The following is a 22,207-nucleotide window of genomic DNA, read 5'->3' as shown; positions in this document are numbered from 1 at the left end:
AAGTCCCGGATCGCGTCCGTCACTTGCGGTCCTCCCCATGGGTCGCCCACTCCAGCAGCCCGATGAACGCCCGGTTCAGCAGCGCCGTGTCGGCGGGCCTCAGCGGCCGCCGCGCCATCAGCAGCGCCTGCCCGTACAACGACTCCGTGGCCGTGCCGATCAGCTCCGCGTCCCCCAGCGAACCGATGCGCCGGATCAGCGGGTTGAGATGGTTCAGCACCAGCCGGGCGCGAGGCGCGCTCCCGCGCAGCGAACCCAGGATGCCCGCCCACAGCTCGTTCGCCTGCTCCTCCGCCTCCGCGCGGGCCTGTTCGTGCCGTGCCGCCCGGTCGTCCAGATGCAGCGCGGGCACCGACAGCGGATGGAACGCGCGCAGCACGACGTCACAGCCCAGCGGGTCCAGCTTCGCCCGCGCCGCCGCCAGGAACCCCGACAGCGCCAGCTCCTCCGCCGGGTCCACCGTGTCCAGATGCGCGGTAACGGTGTCCGGGTCCAGCTCCGCGACCACCGTCCCGGGCCGCACCGACGGCAGCGCCTCCACCAGCTCGCTGTCGTAGGTGTAACCGCCGTTGATCACCCCGATCCCCTGCGCCGAGGCGATCGCGGCGACCTGCCGGTACTCCTCGACCGTCCGCGTGAAGTGCACCACCGGGTGCCGCTGCGCGAACTCCTCCAGGGACAGCCGCCCGTCCGTCGTCTCGAACGGCAGCCAGGGCAGCATGATCCGGAGCATCTCGCCGTCGTGCCGCGCCAGCGACTTCACACCCAGGTGATGCACCGCGAGGAACGCGCTCAGCCGCTCCGGATCGCCCGCCGCGAGCCCGGTCAGCCAGCCCCGGATGCGCTCGCCCAGCGCCTCCCGCACCGCCGCCAGCGTCTCGTCCTCGTACAGCGCCTCGCGCGAGGCCGTCGGCCGCAGACTGTCCGTGTCCAGCACACAGCGCACGAAGAACGCCCAGTCCGGCAGGAGCTGTTCGGCCCGCTCGGTCAGCAGCATCCCCTTGAGGTGCACCCGGTGCGTGGCCCGCTGCGCGGGGCTCACCGCCGAGGGCAGCACGTACGCCACCCCGCGCACCCCGGCCAGCGGCACGTCCAGCGAGATCGAGTCCAGCGGGGTGAAACCGAACAGCTCGTGGCAGTGCCGGGCCAGCCCCGCCCGCCGCTCGGCCGGGCTCGGCCAGGCACGGTCCCAGGGCGCCGGGAGGTCGGTCACCGCCTCCTCGCCGACCCGCACGTCGTACGGCAGCAGCGAACCGAAGTCCCGGGCCAGCGCCCGCACCCGCTCCGGCGACAGCCACTCCGCCGCCCCCGCCCGCGCCACCAGGTGCACGGTGGTGCCCGGCTCGGTCCGCGCGGAACCGGGCAGCGCGCGCACGGTGTACGACCCGTCGTCGCGCGCCGTCCACTCCACCGGCGCCGCCCGCGGATCGAGGGCGCTGCGGCTGACCACGCGGACCCGCTCGGCCACCACGAAGCAGGCCAGCAGCCCGATGCCGAACTGCCCGAGGAACCCGGACCGGGCCTCCTGCAGCCCCTCGGCCCGCTTGGAGCTGCGCCCGATCGTCGCGAGCAGACTGTGCACGTCCGGCTCGGTGAGCCCGACGCCGCTGTCCTCGATCCGCAGACCGCCCTCGCCATCGGCGTACAACCGCACGGTCGCCGGTGCGCCGGGGTCCCGCTCCCGCCGGGCGGTGACGGCGTCCACGGCGTTCTGCAGCAGCTCGCGCAGATAGACCCTGGGACTGGAGTAGAGGTGATGGGAGAGCAGGTCCACCAGACCACGCAGGTCGACCTGGAACGTATGGGGCGACGGGGAAGCCTGGGACGGCTGTGAGGTCTGGGAGTCCATCGTCACGGCGCCGGTGGGGGGAAACGCGTCCGGCGCGGGGTCGGGCGGTCCGGGTGGGGCGGTGACCGCGGGGGATGGCTGGGGCGGGTCATCCTAGGCCCGAGCCGATGACCTGACCAGGGGTTTCCCCGATGTCCCTGACCAGCGCGCCGCCCGCCGTATACGGCGGCGGACGGCGGGGCCGTTTCGCGGGGGCGGGGCGGCGGCTGGGGCATTGTCGGTGGCGTGGTGTGCAATGGATCTCGTGCCCGCACTGCGAGAACCACTGAAGAAAGTGCTCGGCCCCGCCACCGCGAAGGTGATGGCCGAGCACCTCGGCCTGCACTCCGTCGGCGATCTGCTGCACCACTACCCGCGCAGATACGAGGAGCGCGGCCAGCTCACCCACCTCGCCGACCTCCCCATGGACGAACACGTCACGGTGGTCGCCCAGGTCGCGGACGCCCGGCTGCACACCTTCGCCTCCGCCCGCGCCCCGCGCGGCAAGGGCCAGCGCCTCGAAGTCACCATCACGGACGGCATGGGACGCCTCCAACTGGTCTTCTTCGGCAACGGCGTGCACAAGCCGCACAAGGAACTTCTGCCCGGCACCCGCGCGATGTTCTCCGGCAAGGTCTCCGTCTTCAACCGCCGCCTCCAACTCGCCCACCCCGCCTACGAACTGCTGGACAAGGACGACGACAGCGAGGACGCGGCCGAGAACTGGGCCGGCGCCCTGATCCCGCTCTACCCGGCCACCGCCAAACTGGAGTCCTGGAAGATCGGCAAGGCCGTCCAGACGGTCCTCCCGAGCGCCGCGGAAGCCCTCGACCCCCTCCCGCCGGCCCTGCGCGAGGGCCGCGGGCTCGTCACCCTCCCCGAAGCCCTCCTCAAGATCCACCGCCCCCGGACCAAAGCCGACGTCGCCGACGCCCGCGCCCGCCTGAAGTGGGACGAGGCATTCGTCCTCCAGGTGGCCCTCGCCCGCCGCCGGCACGCCGACACCCAACTCCCCGCCGTCCCCCGCGAACCCAAGCCCGACGGCCTGCTCACCGCCTTCGACGACCGTCTCCCCTTCACCCTCACCGAGGGCCAGCAACGCGTCTGCGCCGAGATCTTCACCGACCTCGCGACGGCCCACCCGATGCACCGGCTGCTCCAGGGGGAGGTGGGTTCGGGAAAGACCATGGTGGCCCTGCGCGCCATGCTCGCCACCGTCGACGCGGGCGGGCAGGCGGCCATGCTCGCGCCCACCGAAGTGCTCGCGCAGCAGCACCACCGGTCGGTCACCGAGATGATGGGGGAGCTGGCCGAGGGCGGGATGCTGGGCGGGGCCGAGCACGCGACCAAGGTGGTGCTGCTGACCGGATCGATGGGCGCGGCCGCCCGGCGCAAGGCGCTGCTCGACATCGCCACCGGGGAGGCGGGCATCGTCATCGGCACGCACGCGCTGATCGAGGACGTGGTCCAGTTCCACGACCTCGGCCTGGTGGTCGTGGACGAACAGCACCGGTTCGGCGTCGAACAGCGCGACGCGCTGCGCGGCAAGGGCAAGCAGCCCCCGCACCTGCTGGTCATGACGGCCACCCCGATCCCGCGCACCGTCGCGATGACCGTCTTCGGGGACCTGGAGACCTCCGTCCTGGACCAGCTCCCGGCCGGCCGCTCCCCGATCGCCACCCATGTCGTCCCGGCCGCCGACAAGCCCCACTTCCTGGCCCGCGCCTGGGAACGCGTCCGCGAGGAGGTGGCGGGCGGCCATCAGGCGTACGTCGTCTGCCCCCGCATCGGGGACGAGCAGGACACCGCCGCCGAGAAGAAGGCCACCGAGGGCGACAAGCGCCCCCCGCTCGCCGTCCTCGACATCGCCGACCAGCTCGCCGAGGGCCCCCTCCAGGGACTGAGCGTCGAGGTCCTGCACGGCAGGATGCACCCCGACGACAAGGACGCGGTGATGCGCCGCTTCGCGGCAGGGGAGACGGACGTCCTGGTCGCCACCACGGTCATCGAGGTCGGCGTCAACGTCCCCAACGCCACCGCCATGGTCATCATGGACGCCGACCGCTTCGGCGTCTCCCAGCTCCACCAGCTGCGCGGCCGCGTGGGCCGGGGCTCCGCCCCCGGACTCTGCCTCCTGGTCTCCGAGATGCCCGAGGCCAGCCCCGCCCGCCGCCGCCTCGCCGCCGTCGCCTCCACCCTCGACGGCTTCGAACTCTCCCGCCTGGACCTGGAGGAACGCCGCGAGGGCGACGTCCTCGGCCAGGCCCAGTCCGGCGCCCGCACCAGCCTGCGCGTCCTGGAGGTCATCGAGGACGAAGAGATCATCGCGGAGGCGAGGAAGGAAGCCACGGCAGTGGTCGAGTCCGACCCCGACCTGGAGAAATACCCAGCCCTGCGCACAGCCCTGGACGCGTTGCTGGACGAGGAGAGAGAGCAGTACCTGGAAAAGGGCTGAGGCGCAGCTCCCAAGGGGCGCGGGACCGTGGCGATTTGCGGCTCCGCCGGGTGGGCGCGACCAGCCGGCCGCGACCGTCACCCGCCAACGCATCGATCCCCTCCCCACCACCTGCGAAAATAAAGCGCACCCCACCACATGAAGGAACCGCTCACATGACCCGCGTGATCGCCGGTACGGCAGGCGGACGGCGCCTCTCGGTGCCGCCCGGCACTGGAACCCGCCCCACATCGGACCGCGCACGCGAAGCCCTCTTCTCCACCTGGCAGTCCCTCCTCGCCACCCCCCTGGACGGCACCCGGGTCCTGGACCTCTACGCGGGCTCCGGAGCTGTGGGCCTGGAGGCCCTCTCCCGGGGCGCGAGCCACACCCTCCTGGTCGAAGCGGACGCCCGCGCGGCGAAAACCGTCCGCGAGAACGTGAAGAACATCGGCCTCCCCGGCGCCGAGGTCAGAACGGGCAAAGCCGAGCAAGTCGTTCGCACCGCGCCTCCCGCCGAGCCGTACGACCTGGTCTTCCTGGACCCCCCGTACGCGGTCTCCGACGACGACCTCCGCGAGATCCTCCTCACACTCCGGTCCGGGGGCTGGCTGACCGAAGACGCCCTGGTCACCGTGGAGCGCAGCACCAGAGGCGGGGAATTCGGGTGGCCGGAGGGCTTCGAGGCGATCCGGTCCCGTCGCTACGGCGAGGGAACGTTTTGGTACGGTCGCGCCGCCTCTACGTGCGAAGACGCACGATGACCGGACCGGAGAGCGAGGGATCTCAAGTGCGCCGCGCCGTCTGTCCCGGGTCGTTCGACCCGATCACCAACGGACATCTCGACATCATCGCCCGGGCGTCCCGCCTCTACGACGAGGTCTACGTCGCGGTGATGATCAACAAGTCCAAGCAGGGCCTGTTCGACGTCGACGAGCGGATGGCGCTGATCCGCGAGGTCACCGCCGAGTACGCCAACGTCCGCGTCGAGGCCCACCACGGCCTCCTCGTCGACTTCTGCAAAGAGCGCGACATCCCCGCCATCGTCAAGGGTCTGCGCGCCGTCAGCGACTTCGACTACGAACTCCAGATGGCCCAGATGAACAACGGCCTCACCGGCGTCGAAACGCTGTTCGTGCCCACCAACCCCACCTACAGCTTCCTCTCCTCCTCGCTGGTGAAGGAGGTCGCCGCCTGGGGCGGCGACGTCTCCCACCTGGTGCCCCCGGCGGTGCTCACCGCGCTCCGCGACCGCCTGAAAAGAGACTGACCGTCCCGGTGCGCCCGCGTCCGCGCCCCGCCGGCACGCGCCCGCGCCCCCTTGGCAGGTGACAACACGTCACCCCGTGTCGGACGGCCGCCCCAGGGCCGTACAGTCGTGCCGTCCGTCTCCAACACAGCTGTAGAGAGTGGCGAGCACAGGTGGACATCCAGAACAAGCTCGACGAGATCGTCTCCACGGTCTCCAGTGCCCGGTCCATGCCGATGTCGGCCTCCTGCGTGGTCAACCGCGCCGAGCTGCTCGCGCTGCTCGAAGAGGTCCGCCAGGCGCTGCCCGGCTCCCTCGCGCAGGCGCAGGAGGTGATCGGGGACCGTGAGCAGATGGTCGAGCAGGCCCGCCTGGAAGCCGACCGGATCATCGAGAGCGCGCACGCCGAGCGCGGTTCGCTGATCGCGGGCACCGAGGTCGCCCGCCAGTCGCAGGCCGAGGCCGACCGCATCCTGTCCGAGGCCCGCGCCGAGGCCGAGCAGGTCCGCGCGGACGCCGACGACTACGTGGACTCCAAGCTCGCGAACTTCGAGGTGGTCCTCACCAAGACCCTCGGCTCGGTCGGCCGCGGCCGCGAGAAGCTGCTCGGCACCGGACCCGGCCTCGACGAGAACGGCTACGAGGACGAGGACGCCCCCGAGCGCAGCCAGGACCCCGAGACCCTGCGCCACACCGCCGACTCCTACGTCGACGCCAAGCTCGGCGCCTTCGAGGCCGTCCTCGCCAAGACCCTGGACGCCGTCCACCGCGGCCGCCAGAAGCTGCACGGCCGGATCGCCACGGACGACCTCGGCGCCCTCGCCGACGACACCACGACCTTCCAGCACTCCAGCGACGCCGACTACCTCGCCGACCTCGCGGCCCTGGCCGACACCCCGGCCCAGCGCACCCCGGCGGCCCCCGTCGCCCAGGAGCCGGCGTACGACCCGGCCGCCCGGGAACCGGCGTACGAGCCGCAGGAGGCGTACGGCTACCAGCAGCAGCCCGACGCCTACCCCGGCTACCCCCAGCAGCCCGGCTACGCCCCGCAGGAGGCGTACGGCTACCAGCAGGACCCGTACGCGCCGAACGGCTACGCCCCGCAGACCGACGGCGCCTTCCACGGCTACGAACCGCAGCAGGGGGCGTACGACCCGAACCAGGGGCAGGCCCCGCAGCACCAGGGGCAGCAGGACTACGCGCTCGACGAGGCCAGCCTCTTCGACACCAGCATGATCAGCGCGGAGCAGCTGCGGGCGTACGAGCAGGGCCGGGGCATGTAGGACGTAGCGGGGGCCGGGAGACCGGATTGGGCCCTGAGCGAAAGGTCCAGTATCCTGGCTCTTCGGTCGCGTGTATGTCCGCGATCACCGCTGCCCGGAACACCTGCGGGCGGCGTCCTCCGAGCTCGAAGACCGAAAGCGGCCATGGCCTCCAACGCACGCCTCGACCACCGCAACCCTCTCGTGATCGACACGCACGAGCTGGGCCGGCGTCCTGGTGCGATGCAGCGCCTGACCCGCGAGGTCGACGCCCCCCGGGACCTCGGTATCGAGGGGGTCATCGGAGTGCCGGAAGGCGCCCCGCTGGAGCTCGACCTCCGCCTGGAGTCGGTCATGGAAGGGGTGCTTGTCACAGGCACCGCCCGTGCACAGGCCAAGGGGGAGTGCGTAAGGTGTCTGGAGCCGGTCGGGCTGGAGCTCGAAGCGGACTTCCAGGAGATGTTCTCGTACCCTGACGCCGACGACCGTGGCCGCGTGATCGCGGAACCGGGCGACGACGCCGAGGACGACGAGGACAGGCTCTACATCGAGGACGGTCTGATCGACCTCGAACCCCTGCTGCGGGACGCGGTGGTGCTCGCACTGCCGATGCAGCCGGTGTGCCAGGACGACTGTGCGGGCCTGTGCTCCGAGTGCGGAGCGCGCCTCACGGACGACCCGGACCACCACCATGACGCCGTCGACATCCGTTGGGCGGCTTTGCAGGGACTCGCCGGTTCACTCGAAGACGGCGAGAAGGACGAGATGAGCGGCGCCGAAGCGGGCGTCGACGAGAAGCAGGAGAAGTAGCCGTGGCTGTTCCGAAGCGGAAGATGTCGCGCAGCAACACGCGCCACCGCCGGTCGCAGTGGAAGGCTGCGGTCCCCACCCTGGTTGCGTGCGAGCGCTGCCACGAGCCCAAGCAGCAGCACATCGCGTGCCCGTCTTGCGGCACCTACAACAAGCGCCAGGTCCTCGAGGTCTGAGCGGCTGGTGAGAGGCACTGTGTCCACTGCCAAGAAGGTGGAAGACGCCGAAGCAGGTACGTCCCGCCGACGCGGGAACGGCTCGGCGGACAACAAGGCCTCGTCCCACACGCTTCTGGAAGGGCGGCTCGGCTACCACGTCGAGTCCGCCCTTCTGGTGCGTGCGCTGACCCACCGCTCCTACGCCTACGAGAACGGCGGTCTGCCGACGAACGAGCGGCTGGAGTTCCTCGGGGACTCCGTGCTCGGCCTCGTCGTCACCGACACGCTGTACCGCATCCACCCCGACCTGCCTGAAGGCCAACTGGCCAAGCTGCGGGCCGCGGTGGTCAACTCGCGTGCGCTTGCGGAGGTGGGCCGCGGCCTCGACCTGGGCTCCTTCATCCGGCTCGGCCGTGGTGAAGAGGGTACGGGCGGCCGGGACAAGGCCTCCATTCTCGCCGACACCCTGGAAGCGGTGATCGGCGCGGTCTATCTCGATCAGGGCCTCGACGCGGCCTCCGAACTGGTGCACCGCCTGTTCGACCCGCTCATCGAGAAGTCCTCGAACCTCGGCGCCGGCCTGGACTGGAAGACCAGTCTCCAGGAGCTGACCGCGACCGAAGGACTCGGCGTGCCCGAGTACCTGGTCACGGAGACCGGCCCCGACCACGAGAAGACCTTCACTGCTGCTGCCCGCGTCGGGGGCGTCTCGTACGGCACCGGCACCGGCCGCAGCAAGAAGGAGGCGGAGCAGCAGGCCGCCGAGTCCGCCTGGCGGGCCATCAAGGCCGCCGCGGACGAGCGCGCCAAGGCAGCCGCCGCGGCGAAGGCGGCCCCGGCCGCCGTGGACGGCACCCCGCCGCCCGCCGAGACGGCGGAGGACGACGCCACGTCGTCCGCCACCGCCTGACCGAGCGTTTCCCCGAGCGCCCGCACCCGTACGACGGGGGCGGGCGCTCGGTCCTTTCACCAGGTCCACAGGTCACCAGGTTTCCCACAGGGGGTTGTCGATGCCCGAGTTGCCCGAGGTCGAGGTCGTTCGGCGGGGTCTTGAGCGGTGGGTGGCCGCGCGGACCGTCGCCGAGGCGGAGGTGCTGCATCCGCGCGCGGTGCGCCGGCATCTCGCGGGCGCCGACGACTTCGCGCACCGGCTCGAGGGGCACACCTTCGGGGTGCCGAGCCGGCGGGGCAAGTACCTGTGGCTGCCGCTCGCCGACACCGGGCAGTCGGTCCTGGCGCACCTCGGCATGAGCGGGCAGTTGCTGGTCCAGCCGCAGACCACGCCGGACGAGAAGCACCTGCGGGTCCGTGTGCGCTTCGCCGACGCCCTCGGCACCGAGCTGCGCTTCGTCGACCAGCGCACCTTCGGCGGCCTCTCGCTGCACGACAACACCCCCGACGGTCTGCCCGACGTCATCGGGCACATCGCCCGCGACCCGCTCGATCCGCTCTTCGACGACGAGGCGTTCCACCAGGCGCTGCGCCGCAAGCGCACCACGATCAAGCGGGCCCTGCTCGACCAGTCACTGATCAGCGGCGTCGGCAACATCTACGCCGACGAGGCGCTCTGGCGCTCCCGTCTGCACTACGAGCGCCCCACGGCGGGCTTCACCCGCCCGGTGACGGCGGAACTCCTCGGTCACGTCCGGGACGTGATGAACGCGGCCCTCGAAGTCGGCGGCACCAGCTTCGACAGCCTGTACGTCAACGTCAACGGCGAGTCCGGCTACTTCGACCGCTCCCTGGACGCCTACGGCCGCGAGGGCCTGCCCTGCCGCCGCTGCGGTACGCCGATGCTGCGCCGCCCCTGGATGAACCGCTCCAGCTACTTCTGCCCGAAGTGTCAGCGGGCGCCGCGCGTCGCGTCGTAGCGCTCGCGCGCGGCGAGGACGTCGCCCATGGCGCCCTCCACGCAGTGGATGAGCGCGAGCAGCCGCTCGGCGACCTGACGGCCGAGCGGGGTGAGTTCGTAGTCCACACGCGGCGGGTTCACGGGCTGCGCCTCCCGGAGCACGAGCCCGTCGCGCTCCAGCGCGTGCAGCGTCTGGGAGAGCATCTTCTCGCTCACCCCGTCGACGCGCCGCCGCAGTTCGTTGAACCGCAGCGACCCCTCGTACAGCGCCCCGAGCACCAGCGACCCCCACCGCCCGGTCACATGCTCCAACGTCCCACGCGACGGACACGCCTTGGCGAACACGTCGAACGCGTCCGGTGCCTCCGGCTCCGCCGACTCCTGGGTGATCCCACTCATACGCCCAGCGTAGGCGAACGGAGCACTGACCACCAGGCAGCGCTGTGTATTGGTTAGCGCCGCCGCGGGACGGCAGGCGCGAAAGGGGCGTACCTCCGCCGCCGAGGCCGCACTGGGGTCAGAGGTCGTCCATGCTCGCGGGTCCCGCGACGCATTTCCCCTTCTTGTTCACCAGGTAGACGACGTCCCGGGTGCCCACCTCACCCTCCGCCCTGGTCGCCGCGGGGTCGATGAAGGGGCAGACCGACTCCACTCCCCGGACGACGACCTCGTACGTCACGGGCCACGGGCGTGTTTCGGTCCACCCGAAGTACGTACCGCCCTCGCCCGGCTTCAGGTCCGGATCCCCCGTGACCACGGCACCGCGCTCTCCGCACGGCGGACAGCCGGCCACCCGGGCATCCCAGGCCGACTGATTGACCAGCCGCACGGGCAGTCCCTCGTCGTCGGAACCGCCGCACCCCGCGACAGCGAGGGCGGTGACGGCCAGCGCGGCCACCAGCGAAGACCGCATGGAACTCCCCCGTGATCATGATGTGGTCCGGATCATCGCAGGTCATGCGCATGATCGGCAACAGTCACACGGGCCGTCGGCGCCCCCAGGGCCGCACGTCACCGTGGACGCCTGGGCCTGCATCGGTCAGCGCCGCAGACCGCTTGGCCATGTCCCCGCACGGAACGCTGCCCGGGCAGCCGACCTGCGGCTTTCTCAGTAGCCGAAGTCCTGCGTCCACCAAGGGCCGCCCTCGCCGAAGTGGACGCCGACGCCGAGGGTCTTGAAGTCGCAGTTGAGGATGTTGGCGCGGTGGCCGGGGCTGTTCATCCAGGCTTCCATGACGGCGGCCGGGTCGGCCTGGCCCCGGGCTATGTTCTCGCCGCCGAGGCCGGTGATGCCCGCCTTGGAGGCGCGGTCCCAGGGGGTGGCGCCGTCCGGGTCGGTGTGGTCGAAGAAGTCGCGCGCGGCCATGTCGCCGCTGAACGCCTCGGCGAGCTTGGTGAGGTCGGTGTTCGCCGTCACCGGGGTGCAGCCGACCTTCGCGCGCTCCTGGTTCACGAGCGCGAGGACCTGGGCCTCGGCGTCGGCCTGGGCCGAGACGGCCGCGGAGGCGGAGGACGAGGGGGTCTTCGTCGCGGGCTTGGAGGAACTCTGCGACGGCGTCGAGGGCTTGGGCTTGGCCGGGGCCGGCTGGTCGGCCGTCCGCGACGGCTCGGGCTTGGGCTTGGCCGGGGCGGGCGCGGGGGAGGCGTCCGAGTCGGACGGGGTGGGCGCCGGGGCGGCGGGCCGCGTGGACTGGCCGCCCGTGGACGCGCCGCCACCGGGCTGCGTGTCCGCGCTGCCCGCCGCACCGCCCTGCTCGCTGGCCGCGTTGCCGGGCAGGTCGGCCGCCTGCACCTGTTCGCCCTCGCCGGCGCTCGCGCCGCTGCCGAGGCGGTAGTTCTGGAGTCCGGGCACCACACCCGCGCCCACCGCGGCGGTGCCGAAGGCCACCGCGGCGGAGACGCCGAGCAGACCCGTGCGTACCGGCGTCGCGGCCTTCTTGGCCCGGCGGCGGCCCTTCTGGGAGCCCCGGCCGTCCATCGGCTCGTCACCGGTCAGATAGACGGGCCCGCGCGGGCCGACCGTGTAGGCCTCGGGATTCAGATACGGCGCGGTCCCCCTGGGCTCGTGCCCACCCGCATACGAGTGCGGCGTGTCGCTCCCCGCCCCGGCGCGTCGGTGGCGTCCCATCCCCTGCCCTCTTCTCGTGCTCGCGGTCGGCCGGGCGCCGGAACGGGCCCGATGCCACCCCCTGGCCAACCCGACTCACTCGATCGAGTGAGTTTCATATGAGATTCATTGGGTCGGGACGGTACCGCATGGCGTGGGGGACGGGTGTGCCACGAGCGACATTGGCCGGTTGGGTTGCCCCCATGCGTCCGGTTAGGTTGCACCCATGAGTGAGGATGCAAGGCTGGTCGCCTGGGTACGCGGGCAGGTCCAGGGTGTGGGTTTCCGCTGGTTCACCCGGGCGCGGGCGCTGGAGATCGGCGGACTGAGTGGCTTTGCTCTCAATCTCGCCGACGGCCGGGTCCAGGTCGTCGCCGAGGGCGCCCGCACCCACTGCGAGGGGCTGCTCGACTGGCTCCAGGGCGATGACACGCCCGGGCGGGTGGACGGAGTCACCGAGATCTGGGACACACCCCGCGGCGGCTACGACGGCTTCGCCATCCGCTGACCGACCCGCCCCGGACCTCGCCGGCAGGGCCCCCGGTACGTGCCAGGGGCATCTGCCCCGGGGGAAACGGCCTGGTGGTTGCCAAGAAGGGCGCTCCGTGAAAGGCTCCCGGTGTAACGCTGATCGACACACCTCCAGGGCCCCGCAGAGAGGCAGCGCCGCCGGCCACCGGCCGCGCTCCCCGGGTTCGCCCGCCGATACGGGGTGTGATCGTGTTGACCGTCAAACTTTTTGGTGAGACGCTGAAAGCCCCGCGCACCTTAGCTGTTTGGCATGGCGACGCAGAGCAACACTCGAGTGTGCCAAGCACCGCGGGTGCGAATCCCTCACGACCCAAACCGCATCGGTCGGTCACTCAGTGTGGAGGACCATCCATCATGGCAAAGGCGCTTCTCGGTTACGTCGGCGGCTCCGACCCTCGACTCCTCGCCGAGATGCGACGGCTTCAGCAGCGCGTCCAGGACCTGGAGTCCGAGCTCGTACGGATCCAGGCGGAGAACGACGCGCTGGCGGCTGCCGCCTCTCAGGACAGGATCATGGAGAGCATCGACGCACACCAGGCGGAGCCTGCGCTCACCTGATCGCTGCATCAGCTCCACGAAAGCAATCGCAGCGGTCGGGCCGCCCGTGACAACCGCTCAGGAAGGTTCGGGCACAGGCCAAGGCCCGGCTGTCCGAGCCGCAAGGGACGCTTCGGCGTCCCTTCGTACTTTCCCCCGCATCCTTTCAACCGTTTCACCATCTGGTGTGCCCTTCTCGTTCATGTGCGAAACCGTGGGGTTGCGAGTGTCCGTGGAGTGAGATAGCCGCTGCCGGTAAAGTCCGATTGCGTGCATCTCAAGGCATTGACCCTGCGCGGCTTCAAGTCGTTCGCCTCGGCGACCACGCTCCGGTTCGAACCCGGGATCACGTGCGTCGTCGGCCCGAACGGCTCCGGCAAGTCCAACGTCGTGGACGCGCTGACCTGGGTCATGGGCGAGCAGGGCGCCAAGTCGCTGCGCGGCGGCAAGATGGAGGACGTCATCTTCGCCGGCACCACGGGCCGCCCGCCGCTGGGCCGCGCCGAGGTGTCCCTGACCATCGACAACTCCGACGGCGCGCTGCCGATCGAGTACGCCGAGGTCACCCTCACGCGCATCATGTTCCGCAACGGCGGCAGCGAGTACCAGATCAACGGCGAGACCTGCCGTCTGCTCGACTTCCAGGAACTCCTCTCCGACTCCGGCATCGGCCGCGAGATGCACGTCATCGTCGGCCAGGGCCAGCTCGACTCCGTCCTGCACGCCGACCCCATGGGCCGCCGCGCCTTCATCGAGGAGGCGGCCGGAGTCCTCAAGCACCGCAAGCGCAAGGAGAAGGCGCTGCGCAAGCTGGAGTCGATGAAGGCCAACCTCGCCCGTGTGCAGGACCTCACCGACGAACTGCGCCGCCAGCTCAAGCCGCTCGGCCGCCAGGCCGCCGTCGCCCGCCGCGCCGCCGTCATCCAGGCCGACCTCCGCGACGCCCGTCTGCGCCTGCTCGCCGACGACCTCGTGACCCTGCGCGAAGCCCTCGGCGCCGAGATCGCCGACGAGGCGGCCCTCAAGGAACGCAAGGAGAACGCGGAGCGCGAACTGCGCGACGCCCTCCAGCGCGAGGCCCGCCTGGAGGACGAGGTACGACGGCTCGCCCCGCGTCTGACCCGCGCCCAGCAGACCTGGTACGAACTCTCCCAGCTCGCCGAGCGTGTCCGCGGCACCGTCTCCCTCGCCGAGGCCCGCGTCATTAGCGCCACCTCCGCACCCCCCGAGGAACGGCGCGGCCGCGACCCCGAGGACCTGGAGCGCGAGGCCACCCGCGTCCGCGAACAGGAGGCCGAGCTGGAGGCCGCGCTCGACGCCGCCCGGCACGCCCTGGACGACACGGTCGCCCACCGCGCCGAGCTGGAACGCGCGCTCGCCGTCGAGGAACGCCGCCTCAAGGACGTCGCCCGCGCCATCGCCGACCGCCGCGAGGGACTGGCCCGGCTCTCCGGACAGGTGAGCGCCGCCCGCTCCCGCGCCGCCTCCGCCCAGGCCGAGATCGACCGTCTGGCCGCCGCCCGCGACGAGGCGGCGGCGCGCGCCGCCCGCGCCCAGGAGGAGTACGAGACCCTCCGGGCCGAGGTGGACGGACTCGACGCCAACGACGCCGACCTCGCCGTACGGCACGAGGAGGCCCGAGTCCGGCTCGCGGCGGCGGAGGACGCGCTGAGCGCGGCCCGCGAGGACGTCGCCGACGCCGAGCGCCGTCGCGCCGCGACCCGCGCCCGCCACGAGACCCTGGCGCTGGGCCTGCGCCGGAAGGACGGCACCGGCGCCCTCCTCTCGGCCGGCGACCGGATCACCGGCGTCCTCGGCCCGGCGGCCGGACTCCTCACCGTCACCCCCGGCCACGAGACCGCCCTGGCCACCGCCTTCGGTGCCGCCGCCGACGCCATCGCCGTCACCGGCCCCACCGCGGCCGTCGAGGCGATCGAACTCCTCCGCAAACAGGAGAGCGGCCGCGCGGCCTTGTTGTTGGCGGGGACGCCCGAGGAGGAGAACGAGTCCGGCAACGCCCGTACCCGCCACCCGTTCGCCGCCGACCTCGTGCGCGGCCCCGTCGAGCTGATGCCCGCCGTGAGGCGGCTGCTGCGCGACATCGTCGTCGTCGGGACGCTGGAGGAGGCGGAGGAGGTGGTGCGGGCGCGCCCCGCGCTCACCGCCGTCACCGCGGAGGGCGATCTGCTCGGGGCTTACTTCGCGCAGGGTGGTTCGGCCGGGGCGCCCAGCCTGCTCGAGGTCCAGGCGTCCGTGGACGAGGCCGCCGCCGAGCTGGCGGAGCTGGCCGTGCGCTGCGAGGAACTGGAGCGGGCCCGGCGGACGGCCGCCGGGGAACGGACCGCCAGCGCCGCGCTCGTGGAGGAGCTGGGGGAGCGGCGCCGGGCCGCCGACCGGGAGAAGTCGGCCGTGGCCCAGCAGCTCGGCCGGCTCGCCGGACAGGCGCGCGGGGCCGTGGGCGAGGCGGAACGCTCCGCCGCGGCGGCCGCCCGCGCCCAGGAGGCGCTGGAGCGGGCCGTGCGGGAGGCCGAGGAACTGGCCGAGCGGCTCGCGGTGGCCGAGGAGATGCCCGGGGAGGAGGAGCCGGACACCTCCGTGCGGGACCGGCTCTCGGCGGACGGCGCCAACGCCCGGCAGACCGAGATGGAGGCGCGCCTCCAGGTCCGTACGCACGAGGAACGGGTCAAGGCGCTCGCCGGGCGGGCCGACTCGCTGGACCGGGCCGCCCGCGCGGAACGCGAGGCACGCGCGCGGGCCGAGCGGCGCCGGGCACGCCTGCGGCACGAGGCCGCCGTCGCCGGGGCGGTCGCCTCCGGCGCCCGGCAGCTGCTCGCGCACATCGAGGTCTCCCTCGCCCGTTCCGAGCGTGAGCGCACCGCCGCCGATGCCGTGAAGGCGCTGCGGGAGCGGGAGTTGACCGAAGCGCGCACAGCCGGGCGCGAACTCAAGGCAGAGCTCGACAAGCTGACGGACTCCGTGCACCGCGGCGAGGTGCTCGGGGCCGAGAAACGGCTGCGCATCGAGCAGTTGGAAGCCAGGGCGCTGGAGGAGCTGGGCGTCGAGCCGGAGGGACTGGTCGCGGAGTACGGCCCGGAGCAGTTGGTGCCGCCCTCGCCCCCGGCCGAGGGGGAGACGCTCCCGGAGGACCCGGAGCACCCCCGCAACCGGCCGCGCCCCTTCGACCGTGCCGAGCAGGAGAAGCGGCTGCGGGCCGCCGAGCGCGCCTATCAGCAGCTCGGCAAGGTGAACCCGCTCGCGCTGGAGGAGTTTGCGGCGCTGGAAGAGAGGCACCAGTTCCTCAGTGAGCAGCTCGAGGACCTGAAGAAGACCCGCGCGGATCTTCTGAAGGTGGTGAAGGAGGTGGACGAGCGGGTGGAGCAGGTCTTCACGGAGGCGTTCCGGGACACCGCGCGCGAGTTCGAGGGCGTGTTCTCCCGGCTCTTCCCCGGCGGCGAGGGCCGGCTGATCCTGACCGACCCCGACGACATGCTGGCCACCGGCGTGGACGTGGAGGCGCGGCCGCCCGGCAAGAAGGTCAAGCGGCTCAGTCTGCTCTCCGGCGGCGAGCGGTCGCTGACGGCGGTCGCGCTGCTGGTGTCCATCTTCAAGGCCCGGCCGAGCCCCTTCTACGTGATGGACGAGGTCGAAGCGGCGCTCGACGACACCAACCTGCAGCGGCTCATCCGCATCATGCGAGAGCTGCAGGAGTCGTCCCAGCTCATCGTCATCACCCATCAGAAGCGCACGATGGAGATCGCGGACGCGCTCTACGGGGTCTCCATGCAGGGCGACGGTGTGTCCAAGGTCATCTCTCAGCGGCTGCGCTGACCCCCGCTTTCAAGATCAACAAATCTCTCGTTCACTTCTTGAACATCTGCGGGTTCGACGTATCTCTTACGTCACAGTCATCTAGGTATTGACTTCGAAACTTGAACGCATATTCTCTGCAACGTTGCATTTACCTTCAGGTGTGAGCGGTGCCAAGTTGTGCGCCACTGGAACCTGGAAGGGCTCGCCCCCCCACCCGGCAGCGTTGCCGTGGCCCGAGGAGTTACACGTGACCAGCACAGCGCAGGCACCCCAGCCAGGAGCCGGGACGGCTCATCCCGAACATCTCGGGCACGTCATCTTCATCGCGGCCGCGGCCGCCATGGGCGGCTTCCTCTTCGGCTACGACAGCTCCGTCATCAACGGCGCCGTCGAGGCCATCCGTGACCGTTACGACGTGGGCTCCGCCGCCCTCGCGCAGGTCATCGCCATCGCGCTCATCGGCTGCGCCATCGGTGCCGCCACGGCCGGCCGCATAGCCGACCGGATCGGCCGCATCCGCTGCATGCAGATCGCCGCCGTCCTCTTCACCGTCAGCGCCGTGGGCTCCGCCCTTCCGTTCGCGCTGTGGGACCTCGCGTTCTGGCGCATCATCGGCGGCTTCGCCATCGGCATGGCCTCGGTCATCGGCCCGGCCTACATCGCCGAGGTCGCCCCTCCCGCCTACCGCGGCCGTCTCGGTTCCTTCCAGCAGGCCGCGATCGTCATCGGCATCGCCGTCTCCCAGCTCGTCAACTGGGGCCTGCTCAACGCCGCCGGCGGCGACCAGCGCGGCAAGCTCATGGGTCTTGAGGTCTGGCAGGTCATGCTGGGCGTCATGGTCGTCCCGGCCGTCCTCTACGGTCTGCTCTCCTTCGCGATCCCCGAGTCCCCTCGCTTCCTGATCTCCGTCGGCAAGCGTGAGCGCGCCCGCGAGATCCTGGCCGAGGTCGAGGGCAAGGACGTCGACCTCGACGCCCGGGTCAACGAGATCGAGCACGCGATGAAGTCCGAGCACAAGTCGTCCTTCAAGGACCTGCTCGGCGGCGGCTTCTTCTTCAAGCCGATCGTCTGGATCGGCATCGGCCTCTCGGTCTTCCAGCAGTTCGTCGGCATCAACGTCGCGTTCTACTACTCCTCGACGCTGTGGCAGTCGGTCGGCGTCGACCCGTCGGACTCGTTCCTCTACTCCTTCACGACGTCGATCATCAACATCGTCGGCACCGTGATCGCGATGATCTTCGTGGACCGCATCGGCCGCAAGCCGCTGGCGCTCATCGGCTCGGTCGGCATGGCCGCCGGTCTGGCCCTGGAGGCCTGGGCGTTCAGCTACCACCTGGTCGACGGCAAGCTGCCCGCCACCCAGGGCTGGGTCGCGCTCGTCGCCGCCCACCTGTTCGTCCTCTTCTTCGCCCTCTCCTGGGGTGTCGTGGTCTGGGTCTTCCTCGGCGAGATGTTCCCGAACAAGATCCGCGCCGCCGCCCTCGGCGTGGCCGCCTCCGCGCAGTGGATCGCCAACTGGGCCATCACCGCGAGCTTCCCGTCGCTGGCCGACTGGAACCTCTCCGGCACCTACGTGATCTACGCGATCTTCGCCACCCTCTCCATCCCGTTCGTCCTGAAGTTCGTCAAGGAGACGAAGGGCAAGACCCTGGAGGAGATGGGCTGACCGCCCCCTCGACCCGGGGAGAAGGGCCAAGTCCCCGCTGCCCCTCTCCTCGAACCCTCCACCGCCCCCGACCCGGCCACTGCCCGGGTCGGGGGCGGTGGCGTATGCACCGGGCGTCGGCGGGCGTCGGTGCGAGCGGCGGGGGCGCAGTGGCCGAGCCTCGTGAACGGCTGCCGGTTGCCCGTACCCGTCCGGCGGCGGGCCCCCGGTGGCGAGCGGCCGGCGCCACAGGCCCGGACCGATCCCGGTATCGGGCACGTACGCCGATGACCGGCCTCCCCTGTACGTCGAGCCGCCTCGCCGGCGAACCGACTCGGCCACCCCACCGGGAAACCCCCGAGCAGCTCCGCCGGAGGCACGCACGCGGGAACCGGCCTCGTACCGCTGGCGCCGCCGCCCAGGCGCCGACCGGGCCTGCCCACCGCGCCACGGCGTCAGCGCGTCAGCCGCGTCGCCACCGTGGCGCCTCGTCGTCCGGGACATCCGGGGAGGCGAAGTGGAAGGGGATGGCGAGGTGCCCGGCCAGGGCGTGGCCCGCCTCGGTGGCGCGGGTGGCGGGGGAGGGGGCGCCCTGGCGGTGGTGGACCGTGGCCAGGGGGGACTCGCCGGGCGGTGTGTCCAGGATGGCGAGGAGGACGACGAACCAGTCGTGGACGGTGTCGCCGTCCCAGACCGCCTCGATGGCGATCACGCGGCCCGGGAGGGCGGCGGCGCGGGCGGTGAGGGAGGGGGTGTCGAGGGGGTCGGGTGGGCGAAGGCCGGGGGTGAGGGACGCGTAGCGGGAGTGGATCAGGGCCTCGGCCTCGTGGAGGCCGAGGCCCTGGGGGCGGAGGGACTCCCAGACCGCCCTGACCGCCCACAGGCGGCGGTCGTGCAGGACGTGGGTGTCCGCCTTCCGCCGCGTCGCCTCGTCCAGGCGGGACCACCAGTCGGGTGCGGGGCCGTCCGGCGCGGGGAGTTCCATGCCGGACACCGTAGTGCCGCGAGGGAACTCCCCGTACGGGGTCAGAGCGCGGCCGGGACGCGCTCCTGCTCGGGGACCGCGGCCCGTTCCGCGGAGGCCGCCCGCGGCTTCGGCAGCAGCAGGTACAGCCCGCCCGAGACCACGATCGCCGCGACCCAGCCGAGGCCGTACTCGCCGATGAAGTTGTTCCTGGCGAGCGGCCCGCTGAACCAGTCGGACGTCGTGAAGAGCAGACCGGAGATCAGGCCGATCGCCCAGGAGGCCACAGCGGCGGGGGAGAAGCCGGCCCGGTACCAGTAGGCACTGGTGCGGCCGGTGTCGGCCATGGCGCGGGCGTCGTACTCCTTGCGGCGGAACATGTCCGCGCCGAAGACGCCGGTCCACGCGGAGAAGGCGACCGCGAGCATGGAGAGGAAGGCGATGAAGGAGCCCATGAAGCTCGTCGCCACCAGCATCAGCACGCCGCCCAGCGCCAGCGAGATCACCGCGTTCACGGAGACCGCCCAGTGGCGCGGGATCTTGAAGCCGAGGGTCTGCGCGGTGAAACCGGCCGAGTACATCGACATCGAGTTGATCAGCAACATGCCGACCACCGCGATCAGCAGATACGGCACCGTGATCCACAGCGGCAGGATCGTGCCGAGGAAGGAGACCGGGTCGGAGGCGGAGGCCAGGTCGGGCGTGCCGACCGCCATGACCGCCCCCATCAGCACCAGCGGCAGGACGACGATGCCCGCACCGCCGACCGTGTTCCCGACGATCGCCTTGGAGGAGGCCGTACGCGGCAGATAGCGCGTGAAGTCCGGCGCGGACGGGATCCAGCTCACGCCACCTGCCGCGATCATGCCGACGGCGGTGATCAGCGAGGCCGTGGACCCGGCGCCCTGGTGCATCACCTTCGACCAGTGGGTGTGCACCGCGAGGTACCCGAGCACCAGCACCGAGAAGACACCGAAGAGGTACGTCGCGTACTTGCTGCACTTCTGCACGGCGTTGATGCCCAGCCCGGAGATGGCGAAGGTCGCGATCACGAAGAGCAGCAGCGTGACCATGTCCAGCACGCCGTTCGCCTTGATCCCGAGACCGAGGTCCAGGATCGTCAGCAGCGCGTACGCACCGGTCACCGCGTTGATCGTCTCCCAGCCCCAGCGCGCGACCCAGATCAGCGAACCGGGCAGCAGATTGCCGCGCTGTCCGAAGACCGCCCGCGACAGCGCCATGCCGGGCGCGGCACCCCGCTTGCCCGCGATGCCGAGCAGACCGACCAGGCCGTAGGAGACGACGGGCGCGACGCCCGCGACGACGAGCGCCTGCCAGAAGTTCAGGTGGTACGACACCACCAGGCTCGCGCCCATCGTGAGCAGCAGGACGCTGATGTTGGCGCCCACCCAGGTGGGGAAGAGCCCGCGCGTGCGCGCGGTGCGTTCGTGATCGGGGACCGGCTCGATGCCACGGGTTTCCAGCGCGCTCTCACGCGCGGCCGTCTTGCTCATGAAAAAGAGGTGTCCTAGCGGTGGGGGACGAGGACGACGGGCTCAACGCGCGCGGCGGAGCCAAACGTCATCGTAGTTTAATCCGACTCCATTGCCCCTGTGGCATTTGTCTCTTGGAGGAAGCGACAAGCGGCCGCAAGCCTCTTCGGCGGATACCCCATGGCCGATACTGGACGCGTTATGGAAACCATCATCCTTGCTGTAGTCATCGCCGTGGTCGTGCTCGGCGCGCTCGGCGGGCTCCTCATCGGCAGCACCCTCAAGAAGAAGAAGCTGCCACCGCCGCCGCCCGCCGCGCCCGACCTCACCGCGCCCCCGGCCGAGCCACAGGTCGGCGAAGAGGCCGAGACTCCGCGCGACGAACCTCGCCGGGCGATCGAGGAGGTGGACCTCCCGGGCGGCGGGACCGCCACCGTCGAGGAGCCGCCCGCCGCCGAGAAGGCTCCCGAGATCGAGATCCCGGAGCCCACCGCGGGGCGGCTCATCCGCCTCCGCGCCCGTCTCTCCCGCTCCCAGAACGCCCTCGGCAAGGGCCTGCTCACGCTGCTCTCGCGCGAGCACCTGGACGAGGACACCTGGGAGGAGATCGAGGACACCCTCCTCACCGCCGACGTCGGCGTGCGGCCCACCCAGGAACTGGTCGAGCGGCTGCGCGAGCGCGTCAAGGTGCTCGGCACCCGCACCCCCGAGGAACTGCGCGGCCTGCTCCGCGAGGAGCTGCTCAAGCTCGTCGGCACCGACATGGACCGGACGGTCAAGACCGAGCCCGAGGGCCGCAAGCCCGGCATCGTGATGGTCGTCGGCGTCAACGGCACCGGCAAGACCACCACCACCGGCAAGCTCGCCCGCGTCCTGGTCGCCGACGGCCGCACCGTCGTCCTCGGCGCCGCCGACACCTTCCGCGCCGCCGCCGCCGACCAGCTCCAGACCTGGGGCGAGCGCGTCGGCGCCTACACCGTGCGCGGCCCGGAGGCCGGCGACCCCGCCTCCGTCGCCTTCGACGCGGTGAAGGAGGGCAAGGAGATGGGCGTCGACGTGGTGCTCATCGACACCGCGGGACGTCTGCACACCAAGACCGGCCTCATGGACGAGCTGGGCAAGGTCAAGCGCGTCGTGGAGAAGCACGCCCCGCTCGACGAGGTGCTGCTCGTGCTCGACGCCACCACCGGCCAGAACGGCCTGGTGCAGGCCCGCGTCTTCTCCGAGGTCGTGGACATCACCGGCATCGTGCTGACCAAGCTCGACGGCACCGCCAAGGGCGGCATCGTCATCGCCGTCCAGAACGAGCTCGGCGTGCCGGTCAAGCTGATCGGCCTCGGCGAGGGCCCCGACGACCTGGCGCCCTTCGACCCGGAGGCGTTCGTGGACGCGCTTCTCGGTGACTGAGCCACCGGACACGATCACCCCCCACTCCACGGCGAAGCGCCCGTCCCCCACAACGGTGGGGACGGGCGCTTCGCCGTGACCGGAGCCGGACCGGGGCGGATCGGGGGCCTTTCGGCGACT

19 protein-coding genes are annotated in these 22,207 nt (G+C 71.5%); 13 read left to right on the top strand and 6 right to left on the bottom strand.

Annotation, left to right across the window (positions count from 1 at the left end):
• Positions 1–19 precede the first annotated feature (19 nt).
• Positions 20–1,849: an HSP90 family protein gene (locus ACWEEU_RS24725; protein ID WP_451735035.1), complete on the bottom strand. Its 1,830-nt coding sequence runs from the start codon at positions 1,847–1,849 to the stop codon at positions 20–22.
• A 235-nt stretch (positions 1,850–2,084) separates the two neighbouring features.
• Here ACWEEU_RS24725 and recG point away from each other — a divergent pair, with 235 nt between their 5' ends.
• The 8 genes from recG to mutM all read left to right on the top strand — a co-directional run bounded on the left by recG (position 2,085) and on the right by mutM (position 9,612).
• Entirely contained in the window at positions 2,085–4,283 is a 2,199-nt protein-coding gene (gene recG, locus ACWEEU_RS24720; protein ID WP_451735000.1) for an ATP-dependent DNA helicase RecG, read from the top strand.
• Between the two features lie 155 nt (positions 4,284–4,438).
• Positions 4,439–5,026, top strand: coding sequence for a 16S rRNA (guanine(966)-N(2))-methyltransferase RsmD (gene rsmD / locus ACWEEU_RS24715; protein WP_385749362.1), 588 nt, complete (start codon positions 4,439–4,441; stop codon positions 5,024–5,026).
• A 26-nt stretch (positions 5,027–5,052) separates the two neighbouring features.
• Entirely contained in the window at positions 5,053–5,532 is a 480-nt protein-coding gene (coaD, locus tag ACWEEU_RS24710; protein WP_307814938.1) for a pantetheine-phosphate adenylyltransferase, read from the top strand.
• A gap of 152 nt (positions 5,533–5,684) precedes the next feature.
• Positions 5,685–6,794, top strand: a complete 1,110-nt coding sequence (locus ACWEEU_RS24705) for a cell division initiation protein (RefSeq protein ID WP_451734997.1) — start codon at positions 5,685–5,687, stop codon at positions 6,792–6,794.
• A 144-nt stretch (positions 6,795–6,938) separates the two neighbouring features.
• Positions 6,939–7,583 (top strand): YceD family protein, encoded by a 645-nt coding sequence (locus ACWEEU_RS24700; protein ID WP_385749356.1) that lies wholly within the window; start codon positions 6,939–6,941, stop codon positions 7,581–7,583.
• Positions 7,584–7,585: 2 nt separating this feature from the next.
• On the top strand, positions 7,586–7,759 hold the full coding sequence (gene rpmF / locus ACWEEU_RS24695; protein WP_003951102.1) for a 50S ribosomal protein L32: 174 nt from the start codon (positions 7,586–7,588) through the stop codon (positions 7,757–7,759).
• 7 nt (positions 7,760–7,766) lie between these two features.
• A complete protein-coding gene (rnc, locus tag ACWEEU_RS24690) occupies positions 7,767–8,651 on the top strand; it encodes a ribonuclease III (RefSeq protein WP_356095355.1) in 885 nt (294 codons plus the stop codon).
• A gap of 100 nt (positions 8,652–8,751) precedes the next feature.
• Positions 8,752–9,612 carry a bifunctional DNA-formamidopyrimidine glycosylase/DNA-(apurinic or apyrimidinic site) lyase gene (gene mutM / locus ACWEEU_RS24685; RefSeq protein ID WP_385749353.1) on the top strand — a complete coding sequence of 287 codons (861 nt, stop codon included), beginning with the start codon at positions 8,752–8,754 and terminating at the stop codon, positions 9,610–9,612.
• Here the strand turns inward: mutM and ACWEEU_RS24680 are convergent.
• The 3 genes from ACWEEU_RS24680 to ACWEEU_RS24670 all read right to left on the bottom strand — a co-directional run bounded on the left by ACWEEU_RS24680 (position 9,585) and on the right by ACWEEU_RS24670 (position 11,721).
• Positions 9,585–9,992: a winged helix-turn-helix transcriptional regulator gene (locus ACWEEU_RS24680; protein WP_451734995.1), complete on the bottom strand. Its 408-nt coding sequence runs from the start codon at positions 9,990–9,992 to the stop codon at positions 9,585–9,587. The genes mutM and ACWEEU_RS24680 overlap by 28 nt on opposite strands.
• Before the next feature lie 118 nt (positions 9,993–10,110).
• Entirely contained in the window at positions 10,111–10,506 is a 396-nt protein-coding gene (locus tag ACWEEU_RS24675; protein WP_451734993.1) for a hypothetical protein, read from the bottom strand.
• A gap of 195 nt (positions 10,507–10,701) precedes the next feature.
• Positions 10,702–11,721 (bottom strand): CAP domain-containing protein, encoded by a 1,020-nt coding sequence (locus ACWEEU_RS24670; RefSeq protein WP_451734991.1) that lies wholly within the window; start codon positions 11,719–11,721, stop codon positions 10,702–10,704.
• Positions 11,722–11,926: 205 nt separating this feature from the next.
• On the opposite strand from ACWEEU_RS24670, the gene ACWEEU_RS24665 reads away from it, so the two are divergent.
• From ACWEEU_RS24665 to ACWEEU_RS24650, 4 genes are all read left to right on the top strand, one after another.
• Positions 11,927–12,208 carry an acylphosphatase gene (locus tag ACWEEU_RS24665; RefSeq protein ID WP_385749709.1) on the top strand — a complete coding sequence of 94 codons (282 nt, stop codon included), beginning with the start codon at positions 11,927–11,929 and terminating at the stop codon, positions 12,206–12,208.
• 377 nt (positions 12,209–12,585) lie between these two features.
• The gene (locus ACWEEU_RS24660) at positions 12,586–12,789 is read left to right on the top strand and encodes a hypothetical protein (protein ID WP_018544743.1); all 204 of its coding nucleotides are present in this window, start codon (positions 12,586–12,588) and stop codon (positions 12,787–12,789) included.
• Positions 12,790–13,038: 249 nt separating this feature from the next.
• Complete coding sequence (smc, locus tag ACWEEU_RS24655) at positions 13,039–16,596, top strand: chromosome segregation protein SMC (RefSeq protein WP_451734989.1); 3,558 nt, start codon at positions 13,039–13,041, stop codon at positions 16,594–16,596.
• Between the two features lie 229 nt (positions 16,597–16,825).
• Positions 16,826–18,244: a sugar porter family MFS transporter gene (locus tag ACWEEU_RS24650; protein WP_385749714.1), complete on the top strand. Its 1,419-nt coding sequence runs from the start codon at positions 16,826–16,828 to the stop codon at positions 18,242–18,244.
• A 442-nt stretch (positions 18,245–18,686) separates the two neighbouring features.
• On the opposite strand, the gene ACWEEU_RS24645 is transcribed toward ACWEEU_RS24650, so the two are convergent.
• Complete coding sequence (locus tag ACWEEU_RS24645) at positions 18,687–19,208, bottom strand: hypothetical protein (RefSeq protein WP_451734987.1); 522 nt, start codon at positions 19,206–19,208, stop codon at positions 18,687–18,689.
• A gap of 41 nt (positions 19,209–19,249) precedes the next feature.
• Positions 19,250–20,701, bottom strand: a complete 1,452-nt coding sequence (locus tag ACWEEU_RS24640) for a cytosine permease (protein ID WP_451734985.1) — start codon at positions 20,699–20,701, stop codon at positions 19,250–19,252.
• 180 nt (positions 20,702–20,881) lie between these two features.
• Here ACWEEU_RS24640 and ftsY point away from each other — a divergent pair, with 180 nt between their 5' ends.
• Positions 20,882–22,087 (top strand): signal recognition particle-docking protein FtsY, encoded by a 1,206-nt coding sequence (gene ftsY / locus ACWEEU_RS24635; RefSeq protein ID WP_451734983.1) that lies wholly within the window; start codon positions 20,882–20,884, stop codon positions 22,085–22,087.
• Positions 22,088–22,207: the final 120 nt, after the last annotated feature.

The sequence above is a fragment of the Streptomyces sp. NPDC005004 genome, from assembly GCF_053600675.1.
Note: the sequence above shows the minus strand (reverse complement) of the source record. Positions and strands in the feature narration are given on the sequence as shown.